The sequence below is a fragment of the Ruegeria sp. R14_0 genome (assembly GCF_017743975.1).
Lineage (GTDB): Bacteria > Pseudomonadota > Alphaproteobacteria > Rhodobacterales > Rhodobacteraceae > Ruegeria.
Window position 1 is genome coordinate 18,961 of sequence record NZ_JAGHRC010000010.1, and the last position, 12,670, is coordinate 31,630.

11 protein-coding genes and 2 pseudogenes are annotated in these 12,670 nt (G+C 52.5%); 2 read left to right on the forward strand and 11 right to left on the reverse strand.

The features are described from left to right. Nucleotides 1-11: 11 nt before the first annotated feature. From J7416_RS20185 to J7416_RS20225, 9 genes and pseudogenes are all read right to left on the reverse strand, one after another. Entirely contained in the window at nucleotides 12-1,232 is a 1,221-nt protein-coding gene (locus J7416_RS20185) for an ABC transporter transmembrane domain-containing protein (protein WP_247744400.1), read from the reverse strand. Nucleotides 1,233-1,336: 104 nt separating this feature from the next. Next, a complete protein-coding gene (locus J7416_RS20190) occupies nucleotides 1,337-1,834 on the reverse strand; it encodes a cupredoxin family protein (protein ID WP_171648668.1) in 498 nt (165 codons plus the stop codon). A gap of 110 nt (nucleotides 1,835-1,944) precedes the next feature. Continuing rightward, on the reverse strand, nucleotides 1,945-2,655 hold the full coding sequence (locus J7416_RS20195) for a copper resistance protein B (protein WP_171648670.1): 711 nt from the start codon (nucleotides 2,653-2,655) through the stop codon (nucleotides 1,945-1,947). Between the two features lie 30 nt (nucleotides 2,656-2,685). After that, nucleotides 2,686-4,521, reverse strand: a complete 1,836-nt coding sequence (locus J7416_RS20200; protein ID WP_171648672.1) for a copper resistance system multicopper oxidase — start codon at nucleotides 4,519-4,521, stop codon at nucleotides 2,686-2,688. 211 nt (nucleotides 4,522-4,732) lie between these two features. Further along, on the reverse strand, nucleotides 4,733-5,056 hold the full coding sequence (locus tag J7416_RS20205) for a hypothetical protein (RefSeq protein ID WP_171648674.1): 324 nt from the start codon (nucleotides 5,054-5,056) through the stop codon (nucleotides 4,733-4,735). A gap of 103 nt (nucleotides 5,057-5,159) precedes the next feature. Then, entirely contained in the window at nucleotides 5,160-5,576 is a 417-nt protein-coding gene (gene tnpA / locus J7416_RS20210; protein WP_209227328.1) for an IS200/IS605 family transposase, read from the reverse strand. Nucleotides 5,577-5,968: 392 nt separating this feature from the next. Beyond that, nucleotides 5,969-6,187, reverse strand: a pseudogene (locus J7416_RS20215) (DDE-type integrase/transposase/recombinase); the annotation flags it as partial. Between the two features lie 232 nt (nucleotides 6,188-6,419). Beyond that, complete coding sequence (locus J7416_RS20220) at nucleotides 6,420-7,445, reverse strand: IS110 family transposase (protein WP_209227330.1); 1,026 nt, start codon at nucleotides 7,443-7,445, stop codon at nucleotides 6,420-6,422. Nucleotides 7,446-7,513: 68 nt separating this feature from the next. Further along, a pseudogene (locus J7416_RS20225) lies at nucleotides 7,514-7,747 on the reverse strand (IS6 family transposase); the annotation flags it as partial. 320 nt (nucleotides 7,748-8,067) lie between these two features. On the opposite strand from J7416_RS20225, the gene J7416_RS20230 reads away from it, so the two are divergent. Beyond that, complete coding sequence (locus J7416_RS20230; RefSeq protein ID WP_209227332.1) at nucleotides 8,068-9,123, forward strand: tyrosine-type recombinase/integrase; 1,056 nt, start codon at nucleotides 8,068-8,070, stop codon at nucleotides 9,121-9,123. An 84-nt stretch (nucleotides 9,124-9,207) separates the two neighbouring features. Here J7416_RS20230 and J7416_RS20235 read toward each other — a convergent pair whose 3' ends face one another. After that, nucleotides 9,208-10,260: a ParB N-terminal domain-containing protein gene (locus J7416_RS20235; protein ID WP_209227334.1), complete on the reverse strand. Its 1,053-nt coding sequence runs from the start codon at nucleotides 10,258-10,260 to the stop codon at nucleotides 9,208-9,210. Further along, nucleotides 10,257-11,567: an AAA family ATPase gene (locus J7416_RS20240; protein WP_209227337.1), complete on the reverse strand. Its 1,311-nt coding sequence runs from the start codon at nucleotides 11,565-11,567 to the stop codon at nucleotides 10,257-10,259. The genes J7416_RS20235 and J7416_RS20240 overlap by 4 nt, the downstream gene beginning before the upstream one ends. Nucleotides 11,568-11,940: 373 nt before the next feature. Here J7416_RS20240 and J7416_RS20245 point away from each other — a divergent pair, with 373 nt between their 5' ends. Then, nucleotides 11,941-12,639, forward strand: a complete 699-nt coding sequence (locus J7416_RS20245; protein WP_209227339.1) for a DnaA N-terminal domain-containing protein — start codon at nucleotides 11,941-11,943, stop codon at nucleotides 12,637-12,639. Nucleotides 12,640-12,670 lie beyond the last annotated feature (31 nt).

Sequence of the window (12,670 nt, forward strand, 5' to 3'; positions counted from 1 at the left end):
ACTATGGCCAATCAAATGTTAAGTCGCTGACTTTGAAGCGGGTGATCCAAAAATCTAAAGACTTCGTTGTAGCGTATCCGCGTGTCTTCAAATTGCTGATAGAACCTGAACAACTCCTTAAGTGGAGCCGAAAACTCCTTGTGCGCGGACAGCACCGCGATCAAAGCCCCCAAGGAAATCCGCTCCTGTATGACGAAATACCCGCCGAGCGAATAAAACAGGAATGGAGTTAGAGATGTCAGGAAGTTGCTCAATGCCTTGGCAAAGAATTTCACGCGGTGAATTTTCCGGCGGATCGCTTCCAGTTGCCGAAGCGATGCGGTGGTCTGCAATATAGTTCGGGCGTGATCTTGTTCAGGGTCAATCTGACTAGTTAGGTGCAAAGACAGCTTACGCATTTCGTATATTCGTTTTCGGCTCAGCCGGTTCACGATCCGCTGCAGATAGGGCAGTAAAAGCAACTGCAATGGCAGAACCGTCAGCGCTGCAGCACCAAGGATCGGATCTTGAACGAACATAAACAACAGAATGGTGATCATCGTCCCGCCCTGTGTGATTGGCAGGGAAACAAGGTCTGCAGCGAAGCCTCCGATGGGCTCGACTTCAGATCCCAATACCTGCACAATTTCACTTCTTCGTCGACCGTCGGTCTGTTTACGCCAATTCTGATAGATCAAAAGGCGCATCCGCCTGAGGCATCGCTCAGCGACCCGGCCTTTCATTACGTTGAGGTGGTACTTTCCCACTCCGTTCAGCGCGATGGTCAGAAAGAATACACCGCTGAGAACTGCCAGATGCTGGGTCGCGGTGAGATCATAGCCCAACAGTGTCAGGCGCGAATGTGAGCTGTCCAGGACGTTGTTTACAATTTGCTTTGGCAGCTCCAGGGATAGATAGAGCACCGGCATCAGGGACAGGCTCAATACGAGCAGATAAAGCTGTTGCACTCGCGTTGTCTGCAAGATGTGTCGTATCAGATTGTGATTTAGGCCGGCAACGAGATTATCTGGATGATGGGCGGAAGCGACGATCGCTGGTTTGACCTGAAAAAGAAGTACTCTTGCAACCATCACAATTGTGGAAATGGCCAACAACGCCGGAGCAATTACAAGGATCAGATGCAATGCAGGATGCATCCAATCTGGTGCTGTTTCATCATAACGAAAGCCCAGCCAAGCTGCTGCGTCATGGGCGATTAAATGAAACTCCGGGATGTGCTGCTCTTTTCCCATCGGCTTTATTTCTTTTTATTAGATACGCGGCAGTTCGACCTGGAACTGCCGCGCACTTCGGCGCCGCATCATGGTGAGTGATTAATTTACAGCGCCGGAAGAAGCTATTGCACGGTTACGTTGCCGAACATTCCGGATTCGTAGTGCCCAGGAATCAGGCAAGCGAATTCAAAACTGCCATCATTTGAAAATGTCCAGATAAGTTTGCTTTGCTCTCCGGGCTCCAAACTGACGGCGTTCTCAGAAACGTGCCTTTGACTGCCGTTTACCATAACGTCTTTGTGTATCTTGTTGCGTTCAGCCGTATCCAAAATGAACTCATGTTCCAGTTCGCCAAGATTTTTGATATCGAACTCGATGGTCTGGCCTTTCTTGAACGACAAGTTCGAAGGTTCAAAAATCATGTCTCCGTCATCCGTTTCTTTCATAGAAACCTTGACGGTGCGGCCGATATCACTGCTCTTTCCGGGCTGTCCCACCTGCATCATTTCGGCGTGACTGTCGTCATGATTTTCACCGTGTTCCTCATGTTGATTTTCTGAGGCAAATAAGGGTGTCGCCAGCAAAGCAGCGATCGACGCGCCTAAGATTGTGGTTTTCATAGTTTTTCCATTCGGTTTTGGTTAGGAAAGGCCATCTTGCCGCACGTTCAGAATGCGATGGCCATCAGAAACCGGCCGGAGCAATCTGCCCCGGCCAAGATTATCGGATTTCAAAACATTAGCCGGGCGCCAAACACGACTGCGAACACTCCGTTCTCTTCGCCACTTGCCTGGATCAGATCCGCTGTGCCGCCGTAAGATTTCTCGTAGTTCACCCCAACATACGGCGATACCACCCGATCGATGAGGTCATAGCTCAGCCGAAGCCCAGCCTCGAGAGTGACTCCACCTGCTTTTTGATTGTATTCGAGGTCATCTTGCAAAGGCACAGTAAGCTCGAGATTCGGGATCAGGAACAGCCTGTTTGTCAAACCTGCTTCGTATTCGCCTTCGAACCGAAAAAACGAGTTGTCGGACAAGTACAAGTCAGCGTCGATTTCAAACCACTGCGGGGCCAATCCCTTTATCCCCAGGACCGCATTGTACCGATCCGGCAGACCGGTCGGTGTGTTGGCATACACCCCGACCACAGCGTCAAAGAAGTTGGATATTGGCTTTTGCAGTCGCAACTGGTTTTCGAGCGTTTCAAAATCGCCTGAGCTTTCACCCAGTTCGGCTTCGCTACGCCATACAAATTTCAACTCGTCAGTTCCCACGAAGGCATCAAAATCCCATTGGATTGTGTCCTCGCCTTTGTCATTGGAGCGGTACTCCAACTGCTCGGCTTGAAACCCATAGGTCAGGGCCTCTGCTTTTGTCTCAGCGGTCCAGCCAAGCGAAAGCCCGGCTGCCGCTGCGGTGACGGCAATTAAGTTTTTCATGTTTTTCACTCTGTTTGTGCTGCCGAAAGCTTAGGCAGGCCCGCCTTCGATGATTACTTTGCGGAACATCCCCGCATCGGCGTGGTAGGACAGATGGCAATGGAACGCCCATTGACCCGTCACATCCACTTCAGTCTCGGTGTAGACTGTCGTGCCCGGCGCGATGCTGACCGTGTGTTTGATCGGATCGCGGCTGCCACTGCCGGTATCAAGGATTGACCACATACCGTGCAAATGCATCGGGTGTGACATCATGGTTTCATTGACGAATTTGAACCGCACTCTTTCACCGTATTTCAACCGGAGAGGCTCAGCTTCGGACAGTTTCTTTCCGTTGATGGACCAGATGTAGCGTTCCATGTTGCCCGTCAGACGCAACTCGATTTCACGCGTTGCAGGGCGGTCCTTGTAAAGCGGTTTACGCGCCTTCAGGTCGTCATAAGACAGGAATTTCCCGCCATTTGCAGCATTGGGTGTCAGACCGCTACCCATAGCATAAAACTCCTGTTGCGCACCCCCAGGCATCGCCATCTGATGACCTGCGTGCTTCCCGCCTGACATGCCCTGCCCTGCGGCGGCAGAGGCGTTACTCATGTTATGTTGGCTGTGATCCATGGTATCGGATTGTGCCGCATCGACCGGTTTCGCCATTTGATGCTGGCTGTGATCCATAGTTTCAGACGGTGTCGCGTCGGCGGATTTTGCCATTTGATGCTGGCTGTGATCCATGCCCGGCATCTTCATCATGTCGTCGGACATCACCGAAGCGTTTTGCATGACGTGGCCTTCCATCCCCTTGCCGTGCATCATCCCGGACATGTCGGCCATGGTCAGGCGGGGCTTTGGTCGAAGACTTGGAACTGGCCCGGCCATTCCCTCGCGCGGTGCCAACGTTCCGCGGACCAGTGCAGTACGGCCCATTGACTCTGCTACTATGCTGTAGGCACGATTTTCCCTGGGCTGAACGATCACGTCATAGGTTTCGGCAACAGAGATGCGCAACTCATCCACGGTGACGGGTTTCACGTCATTGCCGTCTGCCTGCACGACGGTCATCTTGAGGCCCGGAATTCGAATGTCGAAATAAGCCATGGCCGAGGAGTTGATCAGCCGCAGCCGCACTTTCTCGCCCGGTTTGAATAGCCCGGTCCAGTTCTGCGAAGTGGTCTGGCCATTGATCATCGGGGAGAAACCCTGAACGTCCTCGACGTCCGTTGGCATCATCCTCATACGACCCCACATCTTTCGGTCTTCCAAAGCCGCCTTAAGCCCCATCTCACCGGAATCCTTGATGAGATCCTGCGCCGTACGTTGTGACCGGTTGTAGTAGTCAGCCGACATCTTGAGGTTTCGCATGATCCGCTTACCGCGGTGAGGGTGCGTGTCAGTCAGTTGCACGACATAATCCCGATCAGCACGAACCGTTTCGCCGCCCTTCGGCTCGATTACGATAGCTCCATATGCTCCATCGGGCTCCTGAAAACCCGAATGGCTGTGAAACCAATAGGTGCCTGCCTGTGTGATCGGGAAATTATAGGTGAAGGTTTCACCCGGTTTAATACCGGCAAAGCTGATCTTCGGAACACCGTCCTGATCAAAAGGCAAAATCAGCCCGTGCCAGTGGATCGAGGTGTCTTGTTTGAGATTATTCGTGACATTCAGCGTGACATCCTCGCCCTCTTTGAAACGCAGGATAGTTGGGGTTTGGCTCTTGTTGTAACCAACCCCCGTTTTGCGGAAATCACCGGCGTCGATGCGGATCTTGTCCACAGTAATATTGTAGGTTCCAGCCATGGCCGCCGTTGACGCGGATAAGGCAAGGGCGACGGAAGCAATAGCCACACGTGCAGATGCGATGGGACGCATTGTTTTTCCTTACTTGGTTGAATTGATGATTTGGAAATTCACTGCATTTGTCAGCAGGCGCTGCGGTCAGCCACGCTGATAGTCTATTCTCGCATTTCGCTTTTTTGATCAGTGCTCAAGAAGCTGGTTGATATCGGGTGCAGGACAGGAAGGTGCAGCACACAACATTCAAGAAAAGCAACGAAATAGCAGTGTATTCAGGCGCAATGAGTTACGCTTTGGGAGGTGGAAGCTGGGCTTCAAGTACGGTTGAATTTCTGCCTGGCTCGCTTTGCACGAACATCAGTTCCCCTGCATTTTCGGCGATAGAAGGTCTTTGGTGAGTCAAAAACGCAGCGGGAGTTTCGCATTGAGCAATCTTGTGGCATTGGCTAGGGTTTGAGTGATAGTGCCCCACCTCAATGTCGTTTTGGACTAAAGAAGCTTCAAGGAAATGACCTTTAGCACGAGCGCTGGTAAATGAAAAAATGGTGGACGCCACCAAAACGAGCGTAAGAAGAAGAAAAACACTTATTTTTGCCGCTCTTTGGCGCATCTTGAATTGCTCTCCGTGCTTCTCAAGCTATCTAGCAAAAAACTTCCCACCCGCAACCCGAAGATACAATTTGATACATTCTAGACCTACCGCAACTGAACCACTACCGACTGGCGTCGGTAGGATCGGCGATGTGATTTTCGAGGTATTGCAGGACAATGTCCTCGGTGATGGCACCGTTGGTGGTTGAGAAATACCCCCTGCCCCAGAACCGACGGCCCCAATAGCGCCTGCGCAACGCGGGAAATTCCATTTGCACCTTGTGGGACGAACGGCCCTTCATCCTGCGCACCAGATCGGAAATGGCGATCTTCGGCGGCACCGAAACGAACATGTGGACATGATCGGATGACAGCACCCCGCGCAGGATGTCGACCACGTTCTCGCGGCAGACCTGACGAATGATGTCGCGCACCCGCAGGCGCACCCGGCCGGTCAGCACCTTGTAGCGGTATTTCGTCGACCAGACGATGTGGTAGCGGTGGTAGAAAACGCAGTGCTTGCCAGTGTCATACTGCATGACCTTACCCTCTGGAAAATGAGCCTTCCGACCGGCTGCGGCTCATTTTCCAGAGGGTAAGGTCATAGCACGATTCTTCGCGCTGAAGCAGTTCCGACTGGAAGTCGGAGGGTTTGCTCCAATGCGTGGATACTAAATGTGCCACGAAGCATGTGCATCAATTGAATGAAGTGCCCTTATCGGCAAAAGCCTGCTCGAACACCGAAAGTCGCACTGAACATGATCTGTTACAAAGAGATTTTTTTAGGAGTAGGAGTCGATTTGTTGAACCTCTGCACACGGAAAGCTCTGTGACCGCAAGTCGGGAGATCGTCCCGCGGTGGTCTTACCGGTGTGGTCGCCATATTGCCGATTTCATCAAACGCACGCGGCCAATGCTGGGGTTCAAGGCCTTTGAGCATTTTGTTGATGGCATTGATGCCAGCGGTGTTGGCGCCGCTCTTGTCGATCACGATCTTCCTCGGCAATCCATTGATCTCCAACACCCTGGCGAAGAACTTGGTGGCGGCTGGATTGTTTCGGCGTCGTGAAAGCATGAAATCAAGCGTCTTGCCGTGCTTGTCGACGGCTCGATAGAGATAAACTCAGGCACCTTTAACTTTGATGTAAGTTCTTTATTGAGCAGCAGCTCTCGATGAGATTAGTCCTGTATCGACCACCTGCAAAGTTCTTTACGAAGTCATCCTGTTGGCGCTTCATCTCGGCGTTCAAGGCATCAACCCCCAAAGGTTTCATGCGCGGTCTTTTCTGGGCAGCCGCATGTACATCAAACGGGTTCGGTCGACAGCCTGCCGTGTTTGTCTATACGGCAACTCGTGATTGGTTGATCCGCTGGTATTCTGACTAGGCCTCCTTGGTTTGAAAGGTTGATCCGTTTGTCCAGATGGCATGCATCAGGACCGCGAGTTTTCGAGCCAAGGCAACGACCGCCTTCTTGTGACTGGTGCGGGCTTTGAGGGCTCGAGCCCATCTCTGTAATTCCGATCCTTTGCCCGGTTTCACCCGGTTCAACAAACTGCTGGCCGCCTCGTAGAGCGCTGAGCGCAGCATAGGATCGCCGTGTTTCGATATTCTACCACCATAATCGACATCCCCAGACTGGTATCGACGGGACGTCAGCCCGAGATATGCACCAACTGATCTGGATTTCGAAAACCGACGCGGATTGTCGATGGTCGCAACAAAGGTCACTGCACTCACAGGACCAACACCCGGGATCGTCATCAGGCGTTGGCAAGCCTCATCGGCTTTTGCGTGGCGCACCATTTCTTTACTCAGCGCAGCCGCTTGCCGAAGGTCGGCTGTGCGCAAGTCGAGCAAGGGCAGGATGACACTCGATAAGACCGGCCGATCCTTCAGGATCGCGTGGACACGCTCTTCATAGGTGTTCAGATGTTTTGGCAAACGCAGCCCGAAACTGGCCAAAAGACCGCGGATTGTGTTTTCCACATTCACGCGGGATTTCAACGCCACTTCCCGAGCTTTCAGCAATGCCCGCCGCTCCTGGGCGAGCCGGCCTTTCACCTCAACCTTCCGATAGAACCCCGTGCGCGCCAGTTCAGCTAACATGGCGGCATCATTGGCATCGGTCTTGTTGTGCATCTGGCTGAGAACAGCATGAGCCTGACGTGCGTCGATACAAACCACCGGCAATCCCCGATCTGCAAGCTCAGTGTAAAGCCAGTTCGCCATACGGCCGGTTTCGAGGACCACACATTGGATGACGCCAACGTGGTCGCGCAACGCCTGAAAAATCACATCGGGGTCAGTTACTTTCTTCGCGGCAAACACGGGTCCACCGCTCTGATTGCAGACACAAATCGACGTCTCAGCCTTCGAGACATCCAGTCCTACAAAACACTGTTCCATCTTGCTCTCCCATTGCTGTTCCGATGCCATCATGCACCGGCCAAGAGAGCTGCTGTTCAATTACTCAGAGTTTCGTCCGTTCTCCACGAACGATCACATGGCCCATTGCGACGACATGCTGCGTCAGCGATTGCGCCAGAATACCGTGTTACCCATCGGTTTAGCGTGGTGCGGTCCACTGAAACGCCACGCTCATGCATGATCTCTTCCAGATCGCGGTAGGAAACGCCGTTTCGGAGATAGTAGAAAACCGCGAACAGGATCACGGCCTTCGGATATTGCGCGCCTTTGAACGAGATCATAAAAACAAACTTTCGACTTCAATATTTCGATATCCAATCACTCGAAGCACTTATGAGAGTCAACAGTCAAAAGTTTGCAACAGATCCTTCACCAACAGGCCGTTCGAAATGTCCTCCAACATAGCCTGCAGCTTACCGAGACGAAAACCCCTGCCAAGCCTGATTCTCTCTCTTGTTTGCGGTCCTATTGTCTATGAGACGCATTATTTCTTAATATTGCGCATTACATATCGTTACCCAATTTTTTGGAATTAAACCCGATAAGTATCCCTTATCATGATTAATTGATTTAACCAGGAAATACACGCAGAATAGCATTCATGAAGCCCCCTGCCCCCTATCTCCCTGCCGCGTCACCGACGCTCTCGCACGCAGACCAAGAGGCCCTCACCGATCTCTATGTGCGCGGCACGCCTGCGAACACGCTCAGGGCTTATGAGCGCGATTTGCTGTACATCACCGCCTGGAAGGCTGCGCGCTTTGGGTCGGCGCTGGACTGGCCGGAAACCGAGGCGACTGCCCTCGCCTTCATTCTGGACCACGCGCGATCTTTGGAAGACGCGCCAGTGGAGGATCGCGCCCGTCAAGCAGGAGAAGCGCTGATCGCGCAAGGGCTGCGCAAGTCGCTGGCCTGCCCGGCACCCTCGACCCTGGACCGGCGCATCGCCTCTTGGCTGGCGTTTCATCGGATGAAGAACCTCCCCTCCCCGTTTGACAAACCTCAGGTGAAACAGGCCCGGTCCAAGGCCCGGCGCGCCGCTGCCCGGGCCCCTGCCCAAAAATCGCAGCATCCGATCACCCGCGACATCCTCGAGCAGATGCTGTCCACCTGTCGGGGGTCCCGGCGGGATTGCCGCGACCGCGCCATCTTGATGCTGGGTTGGGCTTCTGGTGGTAGACGGCGCTCGGAGATCACCGGGTTGATGTTTGAAGACGTCTCGCTGAAGGAGTTCGACGAGAAAAGCCTGGTTTGGATTTCATTGCTGGAGACCAAGACCACAGCCAAGGGCGAAACCCCGCGCCTGGTTTTGAAGGGTCGCGCAGCCCAGGCGCTGGTGCATTGGATCGAGGTTGGACAGATTAAGAATGGGCCACTGTTCCGCCCCGTCTCCAAAGCCGATCGTGTACTGAAACGTCGGCTTTCGCCTGACGCTATCTATCAAATCGTCAAACATCGCCTCCAGTTGGCAGGGTTGCCGGAGGACTTCGCCTCGCCGCACGGTTTGCGTTCTGGGTTCCTGACCCAAGCCGCACTAGACGGCGCTCCGATCCAGGCCGCCATGCGCTTGTCACTGCACCGGTCTATGGCCCAGGCGCAGAAATACTATGACGACGTAGATGTCGCCGAAAACCCGGCGACGGACTTGTTGGGGTGAGCTGGCGCTAAACGAAGAAGGCGGTAACCCGTGGGTTACCGCCTTTGAAACCAAGAAATCTGAGCATGGGTAACCCGCGGGTTACTACTCGTTCAAAACAGCTTCAAAAGCTTCAACCGCTCTCTGGAGCTTTGACCGGTCAATCGAACTAAAATCCTGACCAGACAATATCCTGCACTCTCCCTTTCGCGCAGTGACTTTTGAGCCGCCCACGTGGAACTCATACTTCACGCTCTCGGCTTTCTCACGTCGCTTGCCACTACCCGGTTCAGCATCAGTATCTGCCAAGAAGGCATCCAGCGCTTCGTTTTGCTCACCGGCTGTGGATGCGCGCACCAACACATCTCTCAACCCAGCAGCTGAATCCGATGACGCTCGAAGTTTACGCGCAACCTCAACGCCAAGGTTTCTGGAGACACTCTTTGGAAACGGCAACGCACCCTCAAGTTCATTGAGCAGATAAACAAAGCTGCGAATGTAAGAGCGTTTCATCTTGTGTAGGGAGGAGTACAGCCTTCCGACCAAAGCTTCTGCATCCCCTGCCCCCAACTCTGAATCTTTGGAAGCAAGAATTGCGACTTGCGCCATCTCAGCAAAAGTCAGGTCCTCCCGAACAACGTTCTCCTCAACCATGTCAATGTAGAGGTCGATGCGATCGCTATGGGATTCGGCAACTCGCGCTGTAACACTGGAAAACCGTTCATCACCGGTCTCCTCAAAAAGCTGCTTAAGAGCAGTAACTCGTCTCCAACCCTTTTTGAGCTGGAAGCGACCATCTGAATCCTTATAAAGTTCTATGGGCTCTTTCTGGCCGCGTTCCTGAATAGAAGCCTTGAGTTCATCCATCTCATCGGAACTTGCGACGGACGAAAGATCCAAGCGATCTCTTGGCAGGTCTGTCGTATGAATTTCATTGATGCCGACCGCAACCAAAACTCGCCCCTCATCACGAGCTTTGCGATACTCCTTTGCATCGGAGGCATTTTGCCGTCGCTGTTCGACACGGTTCTCAGTGCTTTCATTTAAGCTGTTTGCTGCTTCGCGTACTGCAGCCCCCATTGGACCCACTTCGCGGCGGCGTGTTTTCTTGAGGTCATCTTCATCAATCGGAGTGAAGCCAAATTTGTTACCGCTCATTCTACCCGCTCCTCAACTTTAGTACGCGCCTCCCAGGCCCGTAGGACGACATCCTTAAATTCGCTGTATGCATTATCAAAGGACTGACGCGCTCGCTTCCATGTGTCCCGAGTCATCTGTCTGTAGTCCTGCTCGTAAACAGACATCTGGAACCTACCAGATTGCTCGACCGCACGTGTCATTTCGATGGGATTTTGACAGACATCGGCGCCGAAGACATTTTTGAAAGCATCCATCATCGCGACATGCAAAGAGTTGCTGGCCTCGAAGCGAGTCATGAGAACACGTATGTCATCGAACCTTTTAGGAAGCGTGATACCGGCATCCTGTGCAATACGTTCGAACCCGCTGGTTATGTCTTCCAAGGCATCGCCAAGCTGACCAAGATAACTCGTTGTGCTGTCATACTCCCAATAACCAGGACCAGACGGAATATAGAGGATGTCAGCAGCAAAGGCCGCATTCAAAGACTGGTATCCAATTGCCGGCGGGCAATCGAAAACAATCAAATCATATTGGTCGTCAGGCAACTCATCCAGATATCTTGCTACGCATCCAAAAAAACTCCATGCCTTGTGAATGGACCTGTACTGAGCGGACGCAAATTCAACGAAGGCCGCGTTCGCACAGCTCGGGATGATGTCGATCGTTGACCATGAAGTTTTTTGAATGAAGTCTTGTACACGTTGTGCGCCAATCGACTGAACATCTTCGGGCAATTCGTCGGCAGTAGGGTAGGGGCAATCTGCGGGATCATCATATTCGTCCGCGATCCGGTTCGCCTCACGGCAGAGATCGCGGCACATAATGCCCCAGACAGTATTCCACTCTCTAACTTCAGCCAGACCCATTGAATGCGTGAGTGTCGCCTGGGGGTCGAAATCCACCACCAGAACACGGTAACCATCAAGCGCGGCCGCATTCGCCAAGTGCTGGGCAACGACGGTTTTGCCGACACCACCCTTAAAGTTCGAAACCGCTACTCTCATAGCCCGGCCTGCCGGCCTTTGAGGCAGGAGGCTTTTACCTCTAAATCTCAGGCGCCGTCTCAACTCATTTATCTCAGCCAGAGAAAACCATCTTTGCCGCCCATCATCTTCAGTCGCCCCTTGCGGAAGAGACGGGTCTTCGGACAACTTCTTTCTCAAGGTGTCCGCCGGGACATCAAACATGAACTGGCTGATCTCCCAGATAGAGAATGGTCGAAGCACTTTCTCGTCAGCGGGCGAGAAGGTAGCGCGGCGGACGGCAGCCTGTTGAGCCAGGCTTCGTTCGTTCATAGCTTGAAGGTCGGTGTGGTCACGCATGTTGCTGCTCTTGTTATATCACGGATGTCTTCTAATAACGCGATTTTGGAAAACTGCAAAACGTAAAGAATAGAATTTCCGCTTTTTCGCCTTCGACTCGGTAAAAACGGGAGGTATTTCGAAAGTGAAGCTATGTTTTGGTGACAGGCAGCGATCGATTACCAGATATATGGTGACACTCGACCTCCAATAGGGTGACAGCATAGTGTCACCCATAACCTATTAACCGAATTTTCTTTTGATTTTGAAGAAAGAGGCGGTCATCCTGTTTTTCAAAGCCCGTTGACAAACTACGGGATTTCATCACACTGAACCCAATTGATGGAATCGGTCGGCGAAACCGATCCGCTCGAGGCACAGTGGCAGTATCAAAATGGAAATAAAACGATTTACAGGATATCAGGCCGGTTCTCAGAAGTACGATCTTTTGACTGCACTCTCTGTTGCGGGATTGAATGGCACACCCGGTTTTCAATGTTCGATGATGCGGCTCATTGCGCTGATAACGGCTCGATACAACTGGCGCACTGATGAGCTGACGGTCGGTCAAAAAGAAATGGCCCGCCTCTGGTCCGTGGATGAACGAACCGTCAAGCGAGAAATTAAGCGGTTGACGGATTCTAATATACTTCTCCAGCTCAGGCCTGGGGTTAGAGGCCGCGTTGCAGCGTATCGACTCAACTACGCGGAAATTTACCGTCTGAGCGAACCGGTTTGGCAAAATGTTGGTTCTGATTTTGTATCGCGTATGGAGACACAAAGCCCAAAACCAACCGAAAAGGTTGTTCATGTTCAGTTTGGCCAAGAAAGACCAGTGGCTATTGAACATGAGGGACAAGACATTCAGGATCCATGGGGCAGGGCGCTTCGGCGCCTATCAGAATCTGAAGCATTATTGTTTGAAAGTTGGTATCGCGAACTCAAATTTGTTGAAACGCAAGATCAGACAATCACCTTGCGCGCACCCAGCAAGTTCATCGCACAGTACATTCAGTCTCACCATTTGAAACCTTTACTTGGAGCGGTCCAGCTCGAGTTCGGGCGAATTCGGAAAGTGTGTCTGCTCGGCTAGCAATCCAGATTTGAAGGTCGCACGCTGTGCC